Below are 19276 nucleotides of genomic sequence, written 5' to 3'. Positions count from 1 at the left end.
TCCATTGAAGGTCCTCGGCAGGTTCCGAAATTTCCCCAAGGCCGGGTGGTCAGCGTTTCCGCAGGAGCAACGGAGCTCCTTGCGGGACAAGCTGCCGTCGCACCGACGTGGTCGGGATCTTCCCCGACCGCACCGCGTTGATCCGGCTGGTCGGCGCGGTGCTGATGCGCCGACAGCGCTTGGCGGCTACACCGGCATGTATGACGGTCTTCTACTGCACGAAGTGCGGAGTTGAACTCACCCCGGACTTGGTGAAGCAGCCCTCCGTGCCGGAAGTCTCGGACCGTGATGAAGATCGGGACAAGGAAACGGGACTGGCCCCCTTCACTGTGCCGCGAGGGCGCTATTTCGTTGATCCCGAGCCGTGGGGCGCACCGTTCACCCCGCCGGCCAACGAACCTCGGCCATACAATCCGCGGCAACTACTCATGCCGCCCGCGCTTACCGACTGGGCCCCGGCCGGTCCGAGGAACAGCTTCGTCGTGCATCCCCAAGACGTACCCGCTCTGAGGCTGCTGGATCGGGGTGGCTCGCACTGGGGTTGTTGCGGCCCGCTCGGCACCGGAGGCCGCAACATGTCCTGTGGATGCGGTGTCCTTGTCGCCACCCTCGCTGCCGACTGCATGGGTCCGTACGAACTCCACCTCGATCCCGCACGAGTGTGGGCGTTCAGTACGAGCTTGTGGCGGTGAAGCAGAAGTGGGCTGCCCTGGCCTTCCAGGCATTTCCTCGGCCGTGGAAGCGGAGTGGAAACTGGACGTCCGACGAGGCGGCCGGGCTCGACGCGCTGGTGGCCGAGTTCACCGTCGGCAGCGAGCACATCTGCGAGCGCTGCGGCATCGCTGGCGTCTGGGCGCTGCGCAACGCGTGTCGACCGGCTCACCGGCCCGCAGGCCGAGTACGGGTCCTGAGCAGGAGCCGGTGAACCGACGTGACATGGTGTCGCCCGCCTGCTCGCCCACCGCACGAGGTGAGCGACGGGTCGTATGGCACAACAGGCTCTCCGGAGCGGGCGTTTCGTGCTCGATCGGCGTGGCCGAGGCGGATGGCTGAAGCCCTCCCGCTGGGAGACGCGGCGACGTTGAACGCGTTGCTGACCGGCTCCGATGCGGTGAGCATCGCGCTGTGTGCTCAGCTTCCGTACGCCCGGGTGGTCGGCGGATGTGGCTGCGGCTGCGCGACGGTCGATCTCGTGGCGGACGACGCGGCGGTCCCACCGGCTGCCGAGAACTTCGGCACACGGAATCGCCGGCACGGCTCGGGAACGTGAATGTCGGCAGTGCCGGTCCGCCCACTCAATGGTTCGAGCCTTTGATCTGATGATGAGAGACCTGTTCCCGTGCCGTCCGCCACCGTGACCGGGTCTGCTCGACCACGTTGTCCCACTGTCGGTGGACCTCGTGGTCGGAAGGGCGGTGACCCTGACGGATCCGGCTGAGCTCGTCTCGTACTTCTCGTCCCAGTGCCGCCGACGCGACCAGAACGAGCATGGCTGCGAAGAGGGCGGAGATCATCGCGAAGACGGCACCGACCACCCCGTAGCGTGCGGCGGAGGAGTTGAAGAGGCGCGGCATGTAGATGGTTGCGCCCACGGAATAGGCCACCGTCAGAACGGCGGCGGTGACGCCGAAGGGGAGCAGGTCCGGCCGGCTGATCCGCTTCGCCGACAGGAGCCGGCCGCTCCAGACAAGGAATGCGGCGGTCACCGGTACCTGACACACCGAGGCGACAAGACCCATCGGGCCCTCGCCGAGGAGCGCGGAGAGCATCGCGGTGACCAGCACATAGCCACCGAGACTGAGGATCCACCACAGTCCGTTGCGCGTGTTGCGCACGCTGAGAGGCTTGAGTTCCCATGCCTGTTCGAAGAGCCGCTGCACGGCTCGCGCGAAACTGAGCACCGAGATCGTCAGAAACACGACCCCGAAGATGCCCACGCTCGCACTGGTGCCTTCGGCAGGAGAGAACAGGGAGCTGACCGCCGTGGCGCCTGCTCCGGTGAGGTTGTAGCGCTTGATGATCCGCTCGGCGGCGTCGTAGTGCACGAAGTTGCCGAGGACGGCGCCGAGGAGGATGGAGAGCGGGACCAATGCCGTCAAGGCGCTGGACGCCAGGGCCATCGAGCGGTCGAAACCCACGATCTTCTGAAACCGGTTGATGACCCGCAACGCGAAGGCGGGACGCAGCCAGAAGGTCAGCGTTCTGACGAGGCGCTCTCGATTCATCCCCGCCGTGCTGCCCTCCGTGAAGACCGGGACCTGTGTGGCGACGCGAGCCTAACGGACGGTCGCCACACCGATGAGGGGCGACACGAGCAGCAACATGCCGGGCTCGAACGCGCTGTCAGTTCTGGTCGACGAGTAGGTGGATGGGGCCTCGCAGGACGGGGCTGGGGCGGTACGGGGGTGGGTCGGTCACCAGCGTGGGGGCGGCGAGGCGGCGTACCAGTGCGGTCAGGGCGATCTGGGTTTCCAGTCGGGCCATCGGGCCGCCGAAGCACAGGTGGATGCCGCTGCCGAAGCCCAGGTGCTGGTTGTCCTGGCGATCGGGGTCGAAGCGGTCGGGATCGTGGAAGCGGTCCGGGTCGCGGCTGCCCGAGGCGAGCATGAGCATGATCTTCGAGCCCTTGGGGATGACGGTGTCGCCGACGGAGATGTCGCTGTACGCCGCCCGCCACGGAATGATGTGCACGGGGGGCTCGTAGCGCAGCAGTTCCTCGACCAGCCGTACGACCAGGTCCGGTTCGGCGCGCAGGCGTTGCAGCACCTCAGGGTGGCGCAGCAGCGTCAGCATGCCGTTGGTGATGAGGTTGACGGTGGTCTCGTGGCCGGCGATGAGCAGCAGGTTGGCGGTGCTGACGATTTCGGCGTCGGTCATCCGCCCGTCGGGCCCGTCGTCGTTGGCCAGCCGTGTCAGCAGGTCGTCGCCTGGGCGGCCGTGGCGTTGTTCCAGCAGTCCGCCGAGGTACTGGCGCAGGTCCTTGGTGGCCTGTACGCCGTTGTCCAGTTTCTCCTGCGGATCGGTCTTGGGGTTGAAGTCGATCGAGTCGATGATGGCGTTCACCCACACGTGGAACCGCGGTTCGTCCTCGCGCGGCACACCGAGCAGGTGGCAGATCACGGTGACGGGGAACGGATAGGCGAAGTCGTCGACGATGTCGATCCGCTCCTTGCCCGCGAAGTCGTCGATCAGACCTGAGACGATGGCGGTCAGGTCGGGTTCCATGCCGGTCACGAGGTCCGTGGTGTGCGGGGGGCCGAAGTGACGCATCGCCAGGCGCCGCAGACGGTCGTGCTCGGGCGGGTCGAGGTTGATGAACGACGGCGTGGCGCGTTCCTGCATCGCGGGCATCGGATGCGTCAGATTGCGGACGTCGGAGCTCAGGTGCGGGTCGTGCAGGATGCCGCTGAGTTCGCGGTAGGTGCTGATGACGTAGCTGCCGTCCTCCTGCAGGGCCACCGGAGTCTTGCGCAGTTCGGCGTAGAGCGGGTACGGGTCGGCCCGGGTGGAGTAGTCGAGGATCCGGGGCAGGATGTCGGGCGTCTCGGTCGTGGTCATGTCGCTTTCCCTCCTGTTCCCTCCTAGCGGTGCTGCCGCATGGCGGTGACGCGCCGCTCGCCCGGGTCATGGCCGGTGACGACCACCGTGGCGCCCTGGGCGAGCAGAGTGGGGCCGGGGAAGTCGACGGGCACCGGTTTCGCGTCGAGGGGCTGGTCGGGCGTGGGGCAGGGGGGCGGGAAGGGCGCCGCCGACTCGATCAGCCGCCGGTAGTGGTCCAGCCACTTCGCGTTGTTGAAGCTGACGGCCGCCGTGACACGGCCCTGGTACCCGTAGGTGGCGACGAAGCGGTGATCGGGCACGGATCCCTGGGTGATGACGACCTCGTCGGCGTAGGTCGGTACACCGACGGACTTGATGTTGACGCCGAACTGGATCGACCAGAACGTCGGGATGGACAGGTGCGGCCAGCGGTTCGCCTGGGCGCTGACCATGTTGTGCGCCGCGATCTCGGCCTGCTCCACGGCGTTGGCCCAGTGCTCCAGCGAGATGAACCGGTACTCGTACATCGGGTTCGGGCTGCGTGCCACGTCTCCGGCGACGAAGATGTCGTCGGTGACCAGGCCGTTGAGGTCGAAGGCGCGGCAGCCCGCGTCGCAAGCGACTCCCCATACGCCCACCGCCAGTCCCGAGTCGCTCAGCCACTCGGTGTTGCGGATGCCCCCGAGCGCCACCACCGCCACATCGGCGTCGACCGTGCTGCCGTCGTCGAAATGGGCGCGGCGCAACCGCCCCTGCGCGTCGCCCTCCAGCTGGGTGACTCTGACACCGCAGCGCAGGTCGACGCCGTGCGATCGCTGCATCTCCGCCGCGACCTCGCCGATCATCGCGCCGAGTCCCCCGACCAGCGGGGCCGGTGCGAGCTCGGCGACGGTCACCGGGATGTCGCGCTCGCGGCAGACGGAGGCGATCTCGGAGCCGGTGAAGCCCGCGCCGATGATCAGTACGCGGGAGGGCCCGGCGGCGACCGCCCGCTGCAGGCCGGCGGCGTCCTCGCGCGTGCGGACCACGAACACACCGTCCAGGGCCGCCTCGGCCTCGACCGGCCAGGGCCGGGCCCGTACGCCGGTGGAGATCAGCATGCGGTCGAAGGGGATCGTGCGGCCGTCGGCGAGCCGCACGTGGTTGGCCGCGAGGTCCAGTCCGTCGGCGGGGACGCCCAGGAGCCACTCCGCCTCGATGTCACGACGCCGTGGCAGGGTGGTGCCGTCGGCCGGCACCCATCCGGTCAGTACCTGCTTGGACAGCGGGGGGCGGTCATAGGGCTCCCCCAACTCGTCACCGATCATGGTCAGCTTCCCGGTGAACCCCTCGTCGCGCAGGGCCTCCGCGGCGCGCAGTCCCGCCAGTGACGCCCCGACGATCACGACGCGGCCGTCGCGCTTGAACCCCTGCAGGGTGTCGGCAGTGCTCATGACGGCGACGTCCCGACCGGCGCGTCCCGGCCCTCCAGCTGGTCGACCAGAATGGCTTGGAGCGGGCAGGCCGCCACGGCGCGCAACACCTGTTGGCGCTGGGCGTCGTCAGGGTTCGAGGCGTACATCAGTGCTTCCTCGCCGTGCATCCGGAACGCGTCCGGAGCCAGGAACGCGCACTGCGCATACCCCTGACACCGGGAAAGATCAACGACAACTCTCATCCCGACCTCCATTGCAGGGACCGCGAAGCCGCGGGTTCTGAGGCAGCACTCCTACGGCGCCCGAAGCGCGAGTCACGCCTTCTTCGAAGAAGGGAGTCGGCAGGTTTCCGCAGGAAGAATCGATCATCGCGAATGAGGCCTCGGCGTCTGCAACACCGCCCGGAGAACCTGACCTTGCCGTCAAAAGCGTATCCCCCGCGCACGTGGTCCGCACGGTGAGGATTCAGTACGGGGCGTTCTTGGCGTCGAGCGCGGCCAGGGCCGGCGCGAAGCCCGCCACGCGCTCAGCGCCTGTGCGTCGGCACCCGGGCACCCGGACCTCAGAACGCCCCGGTCATCCCCGCCACTCCGCCGATGAACGCGCTGAGCAGCATCAAGGCGCCCAGCGCACCGAGCAGCACCAGCAGCCCGCGCGGTACTCCACGCGCACCGCCCTTGCCGCAGACGACCAGAATCCCCAGCAGCAGCACCATCAGGCCGAGCAGGGAAATCGCCAGCCACCCGAACGAGGACGCGGTGCCCGTCTGCTCGTATCTGCCGGAGTCCACCCGCTGCAACGCGATCGTGTCGCCGACGGGCAGGTTCTTGCCGATCGAGGCGTTCGGGTCCACGACGGTGCCGTCAAAGGAGCGGAAGATGCCACTGCAGTGCGGATACCGGTGGCCCCCGACGTGTTCCCAGGCGCATGCTTCGACCCTGAGATGCCCCGGGGTGCCGGCCAGGCCGGTGGCATAGGCGAAATGCGTTCCCGCGAACCAGGTCAGCCCGAGGCCCGCGGCCACCAGAACGACGACCATGACCGCCGGACGGCCTGCCCGGCGTCTTTCCCCGAGCCGACCCCAGCCGTTCATCCGCTCTCCCCCAGAGTGTCCGCCCGAAACCCCGACCCGGTCGTCCCGGCCGTCCCAAGCTACGCTCCCGAACCCTGTCCGAGCCGACCGACCTGTCCGACCTCCATGGCGCGACCATCGACGCGATGGTCGGCCACGCCGGCCGCGCGACGCTTCCCTTTCAGCGAGCCGACCGGGGGGAGCAGTACGCGACCGCCTTCTGGTTCAACGAACTCGTGGAGAACACCTCCGCGGACGAATCCGACGGCCTGCGGTCGCGGTCATGCCCACCGCCGGGCTGCATGCGCACGGCACCCGCGAGGGGGGCGCTGGACGACCGATGAGGTCATCGACGGCGTCGCGGCCACGGATGAGGACATCGCGGGTCTCGGTGCGGACCCGGTCGTGGCCTGTCCACTGGGCCACGACGTCGCTGGCGGGAGTGGTGCCCGGGAGCAGGCCGTCGTGGTCGGCGCGGTCGCGCATACCAGTGGTGGCGGCGTCCGTCGGGTCGGCAGACTGCCACAAGAGTGCGTCGGCGCACCGGTGTTCATCGCCTCCCCCTCAGCGGGGACGGTTTCAAGCTGGTCTGCGTCGGGGTGGCGCTGCCCGGCGACGGTCACCACACGATCGCGACCTTCGACCGCATCCGCGCCGCGCTGCGCGCCGTTGCCCCGGACACCGCGACAGCCCATGAACCGACCGAACCGCTTCCTCCGACACCCGGACCGAAGCGCCGCTGGTGGCAGCGCCGCGGCTGATGTACGGAGGACGCGACGGCTCGACCGCCCGTCCGCGCAAGCGCGCCTCACCGAGGCCCGTACAGCCATGTCGGCGACCGGGAGTTCCTGGCCGCCCGGCTGGAGCACCCCGCTTCCGCGTGATCAAGTGACAACCCGTCGGTGGCTGATGCCTCACTTCCGGTAGCCGAGGATCGTCATCATGCCGGACTCCGAGTGGTACTGGTTGTGGCAGTGGAGCATCCACAGGCCCGGGTTGTCGGCGTAGAAGTCGACGACGAGTTTGTGGTGCGGCACTACATGGGCGGTGTCCTTGCGGGCGCCGACCACGCCGAAGCCGGTGAGGGCGAAGGTGTGGCCGTGCAGGTGCATGGGGTGCCACATGTCGGTGGCGTTGACGAGGGTCAGGCGGATCCGTTCGCCGTAGCTGACCGGGTGGCGTTGCTCTACGGAGTACGGCCGGTGGTCGAAGGCCCAGTCGAACTTCTTCATCCCGCCGGTCAGTCTGATGCGCAGCTCGCGGTCCGGTTCGTCGTCGCTGAGGGCCACGGAGTCGTCCGGCACAAGGCGTCTGGCCGGGACGAGCTTGCCGTCGAGTTCGTCCGGGTGCACGGAGGGGCGGGGATTGTCCCCACTGCCGGTGCGCAGGACGGCCAGGGCCCGGGCGTTCTTGCCCTCGGCGAGCGCGACCAGCGGGAACACCCCGTCCTTGGCGGTGATCAGCACGTCGTAGCGTTCGGCCATGCCGAGCAGCAGCGCGTCCGTCTTCGTGTGTTCGACGGGGTAGCCGTCCGTGTGCGTGATCGTCATCTCGTGGCCGCCCAGCGCCACCCGGAAGGCCGTTTCGGCGCCGGCGTTGATGATCCGCAGCCGGATGCGGTCCCCCTTGCGGGCCCGGAAGACCGAAGGAGCCTTCGGGAGACGGCCGTTGACCAGGTAGAACGGGTAGTCGACGCTGCCTCCCTCGCTGTGCAGGATGCGGCTGTGGGAGTTCCGCAGGACGCGGGAGGGGCCGTGGGGCTTCTCGTGGGCGGCCTTGTCATGGGACTTGCCCCCGGGTTCGTCGTCCTCACCCATGCCCATGCCCGTCGCCATGCCCTTGCCGTCGAGCAGTTGTGCGAGCACACCGTCGGGGGTGGAGCCGGCCACGCCGTCCACCCAGTCGTCCAGGATGACGACCCACTCCTTGTCGTAGGACAACGGCTCCCTGGGGTCCTCGACGATCAGCGGGGCGTACAGGCCGCGGTCGAGCTGCAGCCCCGAGTGCGAGTGCAGCCAGTACGTGCCCGGGTGGTCCACGGCGAAGCGGTAGTTGAAGTCGGCGCCGGGCCTGATGGGGTGCTGGGTCAGGCCGGGCACTCCGTCCATGTCGCAGCGCATGCGGACACCGTGCGAGTGCAGCGTCGTGGACACGGGCAGATGGTTGGCCAGGTTGAGATCGAGGATGTCGCCCGACTTGATCCGCACCTCCCTGCCGGGCAGCGAGTCGCCGTACGCCCATGACCTGACGGTCCGTCCACCCAGGTCGAGGGTGGTCTCGGCGGCCGTGAGCCGGAACGAGCGAACGGGGCCGGACCCGCGTTTCCTCTCGACGGCGAGGACCTCGGGATCGGACGGGTTCACGTACCCCTTGGGTCCCCTGGGGACGAAGGGTCTGCCGCCGTGGCCGCTCCCCTGGTGCTCGCCGGGGCCGGGGTGCGAGCCAGGTCCGGAGGGAGAGTCGGACCCGGAGCAGCCGGCCAGGAGTCCCGAGCCGGCGGCCGCGATCGAGGCACCGAGCACGGTGCGCCGCGTAGGTGAGTGCATGAATGAATAACACACGTTTTACGCTGATATGTCCTCGAACCCGGCACGGTGTGTCCCCCATCGGAGCAGACCCCATCACCCCGAAACGGAGGATAAGGTTAGGCTTGCCTTATCCATTGATCGGAGTACTCGTGCGCACCTTGGGGTCGAAGGCCGTCCTGGCCGTTGCCATCGTCGGCGGCCTGCTGGCCGGATGTTCGTCCGGGAGCGGTGACGGGGACAACGGCTCCTCACGGAGCAAGAACACCTCCAGCGGCGACCGCAATCTCGTGGGCGGGGCCTCCGAGGGCCCCTCCGTCGCCCCCGGCGCCGTCGCCGCCGGAATGGGCGCGGGCAGCGCCGAGGACGGCGAATTCCCTCGGACCGTCGGGCACTTCGAGGGCAAGACGGAGATCAAGAGCGCGCCCAAGAAGATCGCCGCGCTCAGCACCGGACAGCTGGACGACCTGCTGACCCTGGGCATCGTGCCGGCCGTGACGACCCGCGCGGACAACGCCGGGCTGGCGCCGGACTATCTGAACGACGCCTTCCCCGCGTACAAGAAGCAGTTGTCGGCCATGACCGACGCGGGAACCCGTACCGCGCCCAACCTGGAGACGCTCGCCGCCGCCAAGCCCGATCTGATCCTGATCAACGACTCGCTCGGCGACCTCTACCCGAAGCTGTCGAAGATCGCGCCCACCGTCGTGACGGCCGGCAACGGCATCAACTGGAAGCGGGATCTGCTCCTCGTCGGTGACGCGGTCGGCAAGGGTGACAAGGCGCAGGAACTGCTCGACGGCATCGTCAGCGACGCCGCCACGCGGGGGAAGCGGCTCGGCGATCCCGCCGTGTCCATGGTGCGGTTCACGCCGGACCGGACGCGGATGTTCGGAGTGTCGTCGTTCACCGGCTCCATCGCCGTCGACATGGGGCTCTCCCGGCCGAAGTCGCAGCAGTTCAAGGCCATTTCGCAGGACATCGGGGCGGAGAGCATCGATGTCGCGGACGGGGACTGGATCTTCTACTCGGTGCAGGGCGACGCCTCCAGGACCGACGCGGCCGGCGTGCTCGCCGGGCCCCTGTGGAAGTCGATGAAGGCGGTCAAGGCCAAGCATGCCGTGAAGGTCGACGACGACCCCTGGTACCTCAACGCCGGCCCCACCGCCGCCCGCCTCGTCGTACGACAGCTCGCGGACACCCTCGGCAAGTGACCGGTCCTGCGTCTGTCGCACGCCGCACATCCGCCCCGGCGGGCGTGCGGCGTGCGACCTGGCTGGGCGTGGCCCTCCTCCTCGCCGTCACCGCCGCCGCCCTCAGCCTCGCCGTCGGCACCCGCCCCGTCCCGCTGTCCGCCGTCCTCGACGCGCTGGTGCACGGCGGGAATTCACCGGACGCGCTGGTCGTACGGTCCCTGCGGGTGCCGCGGACCGCGATCGGACTGACCGCCGGTGCCGCCCTCGGACTCTCGGGGGCGGCGCTCCAGGCGGTCACCCGCAATCCGCTCGCCGACCCCGGCATCCTCGGGCTCAGTCAGGGCGCGGCGGCCGGCGTCGTGTTCGCCATCGCACTCGGCTGGGCGAACGGCTTCGACGGGTACGTCTGGTACGCCTTCACCGGCGCGGTCCTCGCCGCCTGCGTCGTGTACGCCATCGCCTCGCGCGGACGCGGCGGCGCCTCCCCGGTGAAGCTGGCGCTCGCCGGAACCGCGCTGTCGGCGATGACGGCGGGGGCCACGACCGTCGTACTGACGTCGAGTTCGGCCACGCTGGACCAGTTCCGGTTCTGGCAGGTGGGCGCGCTCAGCGGGCGCGACGCGGAAACGGTGGGGCGCATGCTGCCCTTCCTCGCCGCCGGGGCGCTGCTCGTGCTGGCCTGCGCCCGCGGCCTGGACGCGCTCGCGCTCGGCGACGACACCGCACGGGCGCTCGGCCACCGGGTCACGCTCGTACGGGGCTGTGCGGCGCTCGGCGCGACCGTGCTCACCGCGGCCGCGGTCGCCGCCGCGGGCCCCATCGCCTTCATCGGCCTCGCCGTCCCCCACCTCGCCCGCCGACTGGTCAGTGGCGGCCACCGCTGGACCCTCCCCCTCTCCGCACTCCTCGGCGCCGCCCTGCTGCTCGCCGCGGACGTGGCCGGCCGGGTGGTCCGCGCCCCGGCGGAAGTGCCGGCCGGAGTGATGACCTCGCTGGTGGGCGTGCCGGTCCTGGTCGTACTCGTACGGCGGAAGGGCACGGCCTCGTGACCACAGCCTCCACGACGCCCACCGAGCCCACCGCGAGCCGCACCACGTACCCGCACTCGGCCGGGCTCTCCGTACTCCGCCACCGGCGCCTCTCCCTCCTCCTGCACCGGCGCGCCGTGGCCGTCGTCACCGTCCTCCTGCTGCTCCTCGCGGGCGTGATGCTGCTCGCGGCGTGCGTCGGGCAGACGTACGTCCCGCCGGGCGAGGTCTGGCGGGTGCTGCGCGGCCACGGCGGCCCGTACGACCTGGTCGTCGGCGAACTGCGGGGCCCGCGGATCGTGCTCGGCGCACTGGTCGGGGCGGCGCTCGGGCTCTCCGGAGCGCTCGTACAGACCGTGACGCGCAACCCGCTGGCCAGCCCGGACGTCATCGGCGTCGGGCACGGTGCCGCCGCCGCGACCGTACTGGCGCTGGCCACCGGAACCGTCGCCTCCCCCGGCGCGCTGCCGGCCGTCGCCGTCACCGGCGGTCTCGCGGCCGCCGCCCTGGTGTACGTACTGGCCTGGCGGCACGGAATGCAGCCGAGCCGGTTCGTCCTGACGGGGGTGGGCATCGGCGTCGCCCTCTCCGCCGTCGTCCAGCTCTACCTCACCGAGAGCGAACTGGCCGCCGCCGAGCAGCTCAAGCTATGGCTGACGGGCAGTCTGAACGGGCGCGGCTGGGAGCAGGCGAGTCCCCTCGCCTGGGTCCTTCTCCTCTCGTTGCCCGCCCTGGTGTGGGCGAGCCGCGCGCTGCGCCCGCTCGGGCTTGACGCCGACACGGCCGCCGCGCTCGGCGTCCGCGTCCAGCGCACCCAGCTCGGCCTGACCGTCCTCGGGGTGGTGCTCGCCGCGGTCGCGACCGGCGCGGCCGGCCCGGTCGGCTTCGTCGCCCTCACCGGCCCCCAACTGGCCCGCCGCCTCACGCGCACCCCGCAACTCCCCCTTGCGGCTTCCGCCCTGACGGGCGCGCTGATCGTGGTCGGCGCCGACCTGGTGGCCCGCACGCTGGTGCCGCCGCTGGAGATCCCGGTCGGGGCGCTCACGTCCTTGGTGGGCGGTCCCTATCTGCTCTGGCTGCTGGGCAGGTCGGGCCGCCGCTGACGGGATTGCTGTACGTACGGTGGAAACGCCGAGGGCGCCGATCGGTCGTACGACCGATCGGCGCCCTGCGAACTCCGTCCGTGACTAGATGGTGGCGGTGTCGATCACGAAGCGGTAGCGCACGTCGCTCGCCAGCACCCGCTCGTAGGCGTCGTTGATCTCGGACGCGCTGATCAGCTCGATCTCGGCACCGAAGCCGTGCTCGGCGCAGAAGTCCAGCATCTCCTGGGTCTCCTGAATGCCGCCGATACCGGAACCGGCGAGGGTCTTGCGGCCGCCGATCACGGAGAAGAGGTTGAGCTTGACGGGCTCCTCCGGGGCGCCCACGTTCACGAAGGCGCCGTCCGTCTTCAGCAGGGACAGGTAGGCGTCCAGGTCCAGCGGGGCGGACACGGTCGACAGGATCAGGTCGAAGGTGCCGCGCAGCTCCTCGAAGGTCTTCGGGTCGCTGGTGGCGTAGTAGTGGTCGGCGCCCAGCTTCAGCCCGTCGTCCTTCTTGCGCAGGGACTGCGACAGGACGGTCACCTCGGCACCGAGCGCGTCCGCGATCTTGACGCCCATGTGTCCGAGGCCGCCCATGCCGAGGATCGCGACCTTCTTGCCGGGGCCGGCGTTCCAGTGCTTGAGCGGGGAGTACGTGGTGATGCCGGCGCAGAGCAGCGGCGCGGCCACGTCGAGGGAGAGGCCGTCGGGGATACGGACGGTGTAGTTCTCGTCGACGACGATCTTCTCGGAGTAGCCGCCGTAGGTCGGCTCGCCGTTCTTGTCGAGGGCGTTGTACGTGCCGACGCCGCCGCCGCCGGTGCAGTACTGCTCCAGGCCGGCCTTGCAGTTGTCGCACTCGCGGCAGGAGTCGACGAGACAGCCGACGCCCACACGGTCGCCGACCTTGAACTTGGTGACGCCGGAGCCGACCTCGGAGACGATGCCGGCGATCTCGTGACCCGGCACCATCGGGAAGATCGCCTCTCCCCAGCCCTCCCGGGCCTGGTGGATGTCCGAGTGGCAGATACCGGCGAACTTGATGTCGATCAGGACGTCGAACTCACCGACCGGGCGGCGCTCGATGGTGGTGCGCTCCAGCGGAGCCTTGGCGGCGGGGGCGGCGTACGCAGCAACAGTGGTCATGCCGGGGGTTCTCCTAGGGAGTGGTAAGTCCTGTGCCCGGCTGCCTTCGGTCGGGCACGCTGTTCAGCCTGCCCCACGGGAGAGCCTTCACCCAGGTCACGGCTTTGCGTACGTTCGCTGGTCCTACTACTGGTGGGGTCAGGTTCACCGGCGTACGACCGTGAATACTGGACGTATGGACGAACAGCCCTCCCCGCCCCTGGACCGGCGTGCCGAGCTCAGCGAGTTTCTGCGCACCCGCCGGGCCCGGTTGAAGCCGGAGGACGTGGGGCTGCCCGACTTCGGCCGGCACCGCCGGGTGCCCGGACTGCGGCGCGAGGAGCTGGCGCAGCTGGCCGGGGTGTCCGTGGCGTACTACACGCGTCTGGAGCAGGGCAACGGACGGAACGTGTCGGCGGAGGTACTCGACGCGATCGCCCGCGCCCTGCGGCTGACGGACGCCGAGCACGCGCATCTCACGCACCTCGCGAAGCCCAAGGCGCACAAGAAGAAGCAGCCGGCGCGGCCGCAGCAGGTACGGGGGGCGCTGCGGCAGCTGCTGGACTCGATGGACGGCGTCCCCGCGTACATCAGCGGGCGGCGCTCGGACATCCTGGTCTGGAACCGGATGGCGGCGGCCGTGTTCGGTGACTGGTCGGAGCTGGCGCCGCAGGAGCGGAACTGGGCGCGGCTGGTGTTCCTGAAGCCCGAGTACCGCGATCTGTACGTGGACTGGGAGCAGAAGGCGATCGACATCGTCTGCCTGCTGCGCATGGACGCGGGCTGTCACCCGGAGGACCCGCGACTCTCGGCCCTGGTCGGCGAGCTCTCGGTGAAGAGCGAGGACTTCCGGCGGCTGTGGGCCACGCACGACGTGAAGGAGAAGAGCCACGGGGTGAAGCGGCTGCGGCATCCGCTGGTGGGTGATCTCTCCCTCCAGTACGAGTCGTTCCGGCTGCCCGACGACAGCGAACAGTCGCTGGTCACCTACCACGCGGAGCCGGGGTCCGCCTCGGCGGAGGCGCTGCGGTTGCTGGCCAGCTGGGGCACGGACGCGACCCGCGCGGGCGCGAGCACGCCCACGTAGGGCCGGCCCCCCCTTTGTACGTTCTTCGCCTGCGGGCGGGCGGGGGTTGCTCGCGCAGTGCCCCGCGCCCCTAAAAGCCCCGGTCAGGGCTGGTACGGCGGGGCCGCTCCCCACGTCCACCTCGGTACCGGTTGGTCCCCCGGAGGGGTCGCGTCGGGGGCGGAGAAGTGGACGGCCAGGCGTGTGCCCCACTCGGCGTAGGCGAGGAAGGCGGAGCGGAACTCGGCGTCCGTGGGCAGGCCCGCGTCGTCCGCCGCGTCCTGGAGCAGGTTGACCCACCGACGGCGCTGCGCCTCGGTGATGTTCTTGCCGAGGTGTTTGGCGACCATGTGGCCATGGCCGCCCTGGGTCTCGGAGTAGGCGGGCGGCCCGCCGAAGACCTCGCCGAGCCAGAGGGCGACATGGGTCGCGTGTTCGGGGGCCAGACCCTGGAACACCGGTGCGAGGACGTCGTCCTTGAGGACCTTGTCGTAGAACGCCTCGGTGAGGCGGGCGAAGGCCTCGGCGCCCCCGGCCCAGGTGTAGAGGGTGGGGACCGACGCGCCCAGGCCCCGTACCGTCGTCGGCGTGTAGTGGCGCATCTCCTCGATGTAGGGGATGTAGGGCCGGATCTCGGCGAGGAAGCCGGGGAACAGCGCCGACTTCCGGAATCCCTCGACGTGGTCCTCGGTCGAGGTCCAGGTGATCCGCAGGACGAAGTGCTCGAAGTCCTCCTCGCAGCGCGCCAGCTCGTAGTCCAGGCAACTCGGCGACGCGGCGAGCTGGGCCGCGGCCCGGGTGTAGGCGGCCAGGAACTCCGCGGACTTCTCCTCGGGAATGCGATACCGGACGTACTCCACGGTCTGGTTGGTCATGGTGCCCACGGAAACACGGACGGCCCGTCGGAAGCTGCTCTTCCGACGGGCCGTTCGCTATCGGCACACTTCACATGGCCGCGCTACGGGATCACTTTCCGTAGTACGCGTTGTAGATCGAGACCGTCGACTTGTTGCCCTGCTTGTCGGTGATCTTCGCGTGGAAGGAGATGCCCTTCCCCTTCGCCGGGTTCTTGACGGTGATCTTGCCGTTCTTGACCTTGAGCATCTTCCAGGTCTGGCCGTAGTCGTACGAGACGTACACGTACAGCGACTTGAGGTTCTTGCCCGCGGCCGAGCCCTGCACGGAGACCGGGATCGTGACCGTCTTGCCGGCCGCGACACGGCTGTCGAGGCCGGTGGTGGCGTTGAAGCGGACCGTGGAGGTGGGCAGCTTCGCGAAGTCGGCCTTCTTCGACTTGAAGGTCCAGCTCGCGTCGATCCGTGTGGAGGCCGCGGCGACCTTCACCGTGCGCTTGACCGAGGTCGTGAGCTTGTAGGTGGCCTCGGCTGCCGGGACCTTGAACTCCTTCATCCCGACGAGCGGGTCGTCGTTCGAGCCGACCTTCGCGCCGTTGCGGTACAGCGTCGTCGTCACCGAGGTGTACAGCGAGGAGCCGGGGTGACCGCCCCCGTCGGCGAACAGCGGCAGATAGCCCGCGATGCTGTTGCCGGCCCGGAAGACGCCGTAGTCCGCGTTGATCTTCGGACCGAAGACGGCCGTGTTGTACGTCCTCGTGTAGCTCTTGCCCGCCTTGAGGGTCTGCGGGTAGTCGTCCGTGTAGTAGGCCTCGATGATCGGGGTCCCGGTGGCGTCGACGCCGGCGTCCTGCTCGAAGTCGAACGCCCACTGGACCTTCTCACCGGTCGACACGTACAGCGTGCGCGAGGACGGCAGCTTCTGGCTGACCCCGACGCTCATGCTGTCGTCGTCGGGCAGGAAGCCGTACGCGGTGACCGCGCCCGTCTTGCCGGACGCCGCGGCCCCGAGGTTCGCCTTCACCTTGGCCAGCTCGCTCGCCTTGTAGTGCTTGACGTGCGCGCCCTGGAGCTTGGTGGTCCTGGTACCGGTGAAGGTGTCGTACTCGGTGCCCGCGCCCTTGCTCCACTGTCCGGACCAGCTCTGGAAGAGGCCGGAGGAGACCGCCGGGCCGACGTGCGCCACGCGCACGTCCTGGAAGGAGCCCAGGCCGATGCCGATGCCGATGCCGGTGGCGTCGTCGAAGTAGTCGACGAGTGCCGACAGCGGCTTCGCCCCCGCGTCCGGGACCGTGATGTCGGCGCCCTTGGCGGTACGGGCGTCGAGGGTCACCGTGGTGTTCCTGGTGACGCTCAGCCGGGGCTGGATCAGCCAGTCGACCCCGCCCTTCGCCTCGACCAGGTCCTTCACGAAGAGGGAGTTGAGCACGTACTTGCCCTTGGGAACGCGCAGGGTCGCGGTGTCGGCCGTGCTCTGCGACGTGTAGTCCCGGGCCTCGCCGAGGCCGGAGTAGCCCGCCAGGTCGGTGAGGTGCGTGGGCGTCTCACCGGCACGGTCGACGTACTTGAAGGTGACGTCGTACGACTCCGACTCACGCTCGACCGCGACGGCCGTGCGCACGGCCTGGCCGCCGCCGCTCGCCGTCACGTACGCCGAGTACGCGCCGTCGAGGGTGCCGCCGAGCTTCGTGTTCGTGATGACGTCGACCGAGGCCTTGCCGCCCGCCGGGACGGTGACCGTCTTGGCGCCGAGCGCGAAGAAGCCCGCCGGAGCCGCCTGGCCCTTGGGGTTGGTCGCGGAGATCGCCAGGGTCAGGGTGACGTCCTTCGTACCGAGGTTGCGGTACGTCAGCTGCTTGGTCGTCGCCGTGTCGTCGGTGTGCGGCCACTGCGCGACGCCGAAGCTCAGCGACGACGGGTCGGCGATCACGGTCTGCCTGATCGCCTTGTCGACGGCGATCCGGCCCGAACCCTGCTGGAACGGCGTGTACTTGCCACCCTTCGCGGAGCCCGTCAGCGCACCCTTGAGCTCGGTGTACGTCCAGTCCGGGTGTTCCTGCTTGAGGATGGCCGCGGCGCCCGCGACATGCGGGGTCGCCATCGACGTACCGGAAATGGTCAGGTAGCCCGCGGGCTTCTCACCGACCTCCTGGTCGATGAGACTGCCCGGGGCCGCCGCCGCCGTGATGTCCACGCCGGGCGCGGTGACGTCCGGCTTGATGGCGCTGTCGCCGACGCGCGGGCCGGTGCTGGAGAAGTCCGCCAGCTTGTCGTTGTCGTCGACGGCGCCGACGGTGAGCGCGGCGTCCGCGCTGCCGGGCGAGCCGATCGACTCGGGGCCCTCGTTGCCCGCCGCGATCGCGAAGAGGATGCCCTTCTCGGCCGAGAGCTTGTTGACCTCGGCCTCCAACGGGTCGATGTCGGGGGTGTCCTGGCCGCCCAGGCTCAGGTTCACGATGTCGGCGCCCTGCTCGGCCGCCCACTCCATGCCCGCGAGGATGCCCGAGTCGTCGCCGCTGCCGGTGTCGTCGAGGACCTTGCCGTTGAGGATCTTCGCACCGGGCGCGACACCCTTGTACTTGCCGCCCGACTTGGCGCCGGTGCCCGCCGCGATGGACGCGACGTGGGTGCCGTGGCCGAAGTGGTCGGTGGCGTCGGCGGCGGTGGAGAAGTTCTTGGACTCGATCACCTGGGTCTTGAGGTCCGGGTGGCTCGCGTCGACACCGGTGTCCAGGACGGCGATCTTGACGCCCTTGCCGTCGTATCCGGCCGCCCACGCCGTGGGGGCGCCGATCTGCGGCACGGACTTGTCGAGGCTCGCCTTGCGGACACCGTCCAGCCAGACGTGCGCGATGCCGGAGGCCGTCTTCCCGTCGTCGGTGACCGCGGACCACAACTCGGCCGCGTCCCGCTGCGGCGTCTGCACCGCGTCCGCGTTCAGCGCCTTCAGGCTCCTGCGGAGCGTGCCGGCCTCGCGGACGTCGGCCTTGGCGGCCGCCGCGGCTCCCCGGTAGCCGACGATCACCTTCAGGCCCCGCTGCTGGGACTTGCGGACCGCCGCCTTGTTGAGCTCGGTGACATCGAAGAGCCGCCGGTCGAGCTTGCCGCCGGCTATGAGCGCCTGGGCGTCGGCCGGCACCACCAGGGTGTGGCCGTCGGCCTTGCGGATCTGCACGGGTACGTGCTCGCGGCCCTTGGCCCGCTCGAAGCCGACGACGCGCCCCTTGGCGTCGACGACCACCCGGTCACCGGTGATCAGGGTGATGCGGTGCTTGGCCGTGATCCCGGCCGCTTTCCCGGCCGCGGACACGCCCGCCGTGCGCTGCTCCGCCCGCGCCGACGCCGGGCTGGTCATACCCGCCGCCAGCGCCACGGACGCCGCCATGGCGATGCTCGCAGCGCACGCTCTTTTCACTTGTCTGCGCAAGTCTCCCCCTGGAGATCAGGTCCGGACGAATCCCCGTTCATCCGGTCGGGGGAAGCCTCGTACGCCTGCACGTACACCCCCCGGAATACGCAAGTATGCCCGGGGGGTGATCGCCCCCTCAATAGCGGGGCGAGGGTGAAGAGTTGACGGAGTTGTTGCGCTAAGCTCCCGCGCGCTCCTTTTGCACTTCTTTAGGCACCCGCGTTTTCCTTGACGGAGATCTTCCCCTTGCGAATCGTCGCGAGGCGCGGGGCCTTCTTCGCGATCGCGGAATCGTGCGTGACCATGATGAAAGTGAGCCCGTGCTCCTTCCACATGGCCTCGAGCACCTCCATGATCTCGTCGCGCATGGACTCGTCGAGGTTGCCGGTGGGCTCGTCGGCGAGCAGCACCTTCGGCTGCTTGACCAGGGCGCGGGCGATGGCGACACGCTGCTGCTGGCCACCGGAGAGCTCGGCGGGCAGATGCCCGAGCCGCTCGGCGAGCCCCACCGACTCCAGTGCGTCGGCGGCCCGTTGCCGCCGTTCCTTCACCTTCACACCGAGGGGTACTAGGGCAGTCTCCACGTTTTCCTGGGCGGTGAGCGTGGGAATCAGGTTGAAGCTCTGAAAGACGAATCCGATGTTCTCGCTGCGCACTTTGGTGAGCTTCGCCTCGGACAGTTTGGCCATGTCCGTACCGTCGAGTTCGACGCTGCCCGCGGTGGGCCGGTCGAGACCGCCGAGCATCTGAAGAAGGGTGGATTTTCCGCCACCGGTGGGTCCCTGGATGACGAGCCGGTCGCCGTCCGCGATGGTCAGGTCGACCCCGGCGAGCGCGTCGATCGTCTCCTTGCCCCGGGTATAGCGCTTGGTGACGCCTCTGAGTTCGTACATGGTGCAACTCCTGGATGAGGTGAGGGGGGTGCCCGGTACAGCGGGCGACAGCGGGCACCCCCTCGAAA

General features: G+C 69.6%; 17 protein-coding genes and 1 pseudogene. 8 read left to right on the top strand and 10 right to left on the bottom strand.

Features of this window, described 5'->3' with window-relative positions:
• Positions 1–95 precede the first annotated feature (95 nt).
• The 3 genes and pseudogenes from ACFZDJ_RS14805 to ACFZDJ_RS14795 form a co-directional block, all read left to right on the top strand.
• Positions 96–164 (top strand): annotated as a pseudogene (locus tag ACFZDJ_RS14805) (transposase); the annotation flags it as partial.
• A gap of 524 nt (positions 165–688) precedes the next feature.
• Positions 689–925 (top strand): hypothetical protein, encoded by a 237-nt coding sequence (locus tag ACFZDJ_RS14800; protein ID WP_391059265.1) that lies wholly within the window; start codon positions 689–691, stop codon positions 923–925.
• A 120-nt stretch (positions 926–1045) separates the two neighbouring features.
• A complete protein-coding gene (locus ACFZDJ_RS14795) occupies positions 1046–1270 on the top strand; it encodes a hypothetical protein (protein ID WP_391059262.1) in 225 nt (74 codons plus the stop codon).
• A 25-nt stretch (positions 1271–1295) separates the two neighbouring features.
• On the opposite strand, the gene ACFZDJ_RS14790 is transcribed toward ACFZDJ_RS14795, so the two are convergent.
• The 5 genes from ACFZDJ_RS14790 to ACFZDJ_RS14770 form a co-directional block, all read right to left on the bottom strand.
• The gene (locus ACFZDJ_RS14790; RefSeq protein WP_390934664.1) at positions 1296–2225 is read right to left on the bottom strand and encodes a YhjD/YihY/BrkB family envelope integrity protein; all 930 of its coding nucleotides are present in this window, start codon (positions 2223–2225) and stop codon (positions 1296–1298) included.
• A 118-nt stretch (positions 2226–2343) separates the two neighbouring features.
• Positions 2344–3558, bottom strand: a complete 1215-nt coding sequence (locus ACFZDJ_RS14785; RefSeq protein WP_391059259.1) for a cytochrome P450 — start codon at positions 3556–3558, stop codon at positions 2344–2346.
• 23 nt (positions 3559–3581) lie between these two features.
• Entirely contained in the window at positions 3582–4973 is a 1392-nt protein-coding gene (locus tag ACFZDJ_RS14780) for an FAD-dependent oxidoreductase (protein ID WP_391059256.1), read from the bottom strand.
• Complete coding sequence (locus ACFZDJ_RS14775) at positions 4970–5197, bottom strand: 4Fe-4S domain-containing protein (RefSeq protein WP_391059253.1); 228 nt, start codon at positions 5195–5197, stop codon at positions 4970–4972. Before ACFZDJ_RS14775 ends, ACFZDJ_RS14780 begins: the two co-directional genes overlap by 4 nt.
• A gap of 320 nt (positions 5198–5517) precedes the next feature.
• Positions 5518–6048, bottom strand: coding sequence for a hypothetical protein (locus tag ACFZDJ_RS14770; RefSeq protein ID WP_391059250.1), 531 nt, complete (start codon positions 6046–6048; stop codon positions 5518–5520).
• Between the two features lie 509 nt (positions 6049–6557).
• Between ACFZDJ_RS14770 and ACFZDJ_RS14765 the strand changes: the two genes are divergently transcribed.
• Positions 6558–6788, top strand: a complete 231-nt coding sequence (locus ACFZDJ_RS14765; protein ID WP_391059247.1) for a hypothetical protein — start codon at positions 6558–6560, stop codon at positions 6786–6788.
• 153 nt (positions 6789–6941) lie between these two features.
• Here the strand turns inward: ACFZDJ_RS14765 and ACFZDJ_RS14760 are convergent, their stop codons facing one another.
• Entirely contained in the window at positions 6942–8573 is a 1632-nt protein-coding gene (locus ACFZDJ_RS14760; protein WP_390934669.1) for a multicopper oxidase domain-containing protein, read from the bottom strand.
• 131 nt (positions 8574–8704) lie between these two features.
• Here ACFZDJ_RS14760 and ACFZDJ_RS14755 point away from each other — a divergent pair, with 131 nt between their 5' ends.
• Genes ACFZDJ_RS14755 through ACFZDJ_RS14745 form a run of 3 tightly spaced genes read left to right on the top strand, consistent with a single transcriptional unit; the run spans position 8705 to position 11879 of the window.
• Positions 8705–9766, top strand: a complete 1062-nt coding sequence (locus ACFZDJ_RS14755; RefSeq protein WP_391059244.1) for an ABC transporter substrate-binding protein — start codon at positions 8705–8707, stop codon at positions 9764–9766.
• 44 nt (positions 9767–9810) lie between these two features.
• Positions 9811–10797 (top strand): iron chelate uptake ABC transporter family permease subunit, encoded by a 987-nt coding sequence (locus ACFZDJ_RS14750; protein WP_391059825.1) that lies wholly within the window; start codon positions 9811–9813, stop codon positions 10795–10797.
• A complete protein-coding gene (locus ACFZDJ_RS14745) occupies positions 10794–11879 on the top strand; it encodes an iron chelate uptake ABC transporter family permease subunit (RefSeq protein ID WP_391059241.1) in 1086 nt (361 codons plus the stop codon). Before ACFZDJ_RS14750 ends, ACFZDJ_RS14745 begins: the two co-directional genes overlap by 4 nt.
• Positions 11880–11963: 84 nt before the next feature.
• Here ACFZDJ_RS14745 and ACFZDJ_RS14740 read toward each other — a convergent pair whose 3' ends face one another.
• Positions 11964–13007, bottom strand: coding sequence for an alcohol dehydrogenase catalytic domain-containing protein (locus ACFZDJ_RS14740; protein WP_391059238.1), 1044 nt, complete (start codon positions 13005–13007; stop codon positions 11964–11966).
• A 175-nt stretch (positions 13008–13182) separates the two neighbouring features.
• On the opposite strand from ACFZDJ_RS14740, the gene ACFZDJ_RS14735 reads away from it, so the two are divergent.
• A complete protein-coding gene (locus tag ACFZDJ_RS14735) occupies positions 13183–14073 on the top strand; it encodes a helix-turn-helix domain-containing protein (protein ID WP_390934672.1) in 891 nt (296 codons plus the stop codon).
• Between the two features lie 83 nt (positions 14074–14156).
• Here ACFZDJ_RS14735 and ACFZDJ_RS14730 read toward each other — a convergent pair whose 3' ends face one another.
• The 3 genes from ACFZDJ_RS14730 to ACFZDJ_RS14720 all read right to left on the bottom strand — a co-directional run bounded on the left by ACFZDJ_RS14730 (position 14157) and on the right by ACFZDJ_RS14720 (position 19208).
• The gene (locus ACFZDJ_RS14730) at positions 14157–14927 is read right to left on the bottom strand and encodes an antibiotic biosynthesis monooxygenase (protein ID WP_391059235.1); all 771 of its coding nucleotides are present in this window, start codon (positions 14925–14927) and stop codon (positions 14157–14159) included.
• Positions 14928–15018: 91 nt separating this feature from the next.
• Positions 15019–18291 carry a S8 family serine peptidase gene (locus ACFZDJ_RS14725; protein ID WP_391059232.1) on the bottom strand — a complete coding sequence of 1091 codons (3273 nt, stop codon included), beginning with the start codon at positions 18289–18291 and terminating at the stop codon, positions 15019–15021.
• 233 nt (positions 18292–18524) lie between these two features.
• On the bottom strand, positions 18525–19208 hold the full coding sequence (locus ACFZDJ_RS14720; protein WP_168494986.1) for an ABC transporter ATP-binding protein: 684 nt from the start codon (positions 19206–19208) through the stop codon (positions 18525–18527).
• Between the last annotated feature and the right edge of the window lie 68 nt (positions 19209–19276).

Origin of the sequence: Streptomyces sp. NPDC007896 (assembly GCF_042959425.1) — a bacterium.
Taxonomy (GTDB): Bacteria; Actinomycetota; Actinomycetes; order Streptomycetales; family Streptomycetaceae; genus Streptomyces.
Note: the sequence above shows the minus strand (reverse complement) of the source record. Positions and strands in the feature narration are given on the sequence as shown.

Excerpts from the sequence above, each read along its gene's own strand:
- ACFZDJ_RS14795 (WP_391059262.1), top strand. The coding sequence starts at position 1,046 with ATGGCTGAAGCCCTCCCGCTGGGAGACGCGGCGACGTTGAACGCGTTG.
- ACFZDJ_RS14790 (WP_390934664.1), bottom strand. The coding sequence starts at position 2,225 with ATGAATCGAGAGCGCCTCGTCAGAACGCTGACCTTCTGGCTGCGTCCC.
- ACFZDJ_RS14785 (WP_391059259.1), bottom strand. The coding sequence starts at position 3,558 with ATGACCACGACCGAGACGCCCGACATCCTGCCCCGGATCCTCGACTAC.
- ACFZDJ_RS14780 (WP_391059256.1), bottom strand. The coding sequence starts at position 4,973 with ATGAGCACTGCCGACACCCTGCAGGGGTTCAAGCGCGACGGCCGCGTC.
- ACFZDJ_RS14775 (WP_391059253.1), bottom strand. The coding sequence starts at position 5,197 with ATGAGAGTTGTCGTTGATCTTTCCCGGTGTCAGGGGTATGCGCAGTGC.
- ACFZDJ_RS14770 (WP_391059250.1), bottom strand. The coding sequence starts at position 6,048 with ATGAACGGCTGGGGTCGGCTCGGGGAAAGACGCCGGGCAGGCCGTCCG.
- ACFZDJ_RS14760 (WP_390934669.1), bottom strand. The coding sequence starts at position 8,573 with ATGCACTCACCTACGCGGCGCACCGTGCTCGGTGCCTCGATCGCGGCC.
- ACFZDJ_RS14740 (WP_391059238.1), bottom strand. The coding sequence starts at position 13,007 with ATGACCACTGTTGCTGCGTACGCCGCCCCCGCCGCCAAGGCTCCGCTG.
- ACFZDJ_RS14735 (WP_390934672.1), top strand. The coding sequence starts at position 13,183 with ATGGACGAACAGCCCTCCCCGCCCCTGGACCGGCGTGCCGAGCTCAGC.
- ACFZDJ_RS14730 (WP_391059235.1), bottom strand. The coding sequence starts at position 14,927 with ATGACCAACCAGACCGTGGAGTACGTCCGGTATCGCATTCCCGAGGAG.
- ACFZDJ_RS14725 (WP_391059232.1), bottom strand. The coding sequence starts at position 18,291 with ATGGCGGCGTCCGTGGCGCTGGCGGCGGGTATGACCAGCCCGGCGTCG.
- ACFZDJ_RS14720 (WP_168494986.1), bottom strand. The coding sequence starts at position 19,208 with ATGTACGAACTCAGAGGCGTCACCAAGCGCTATACCCGGGGCAAGGAG.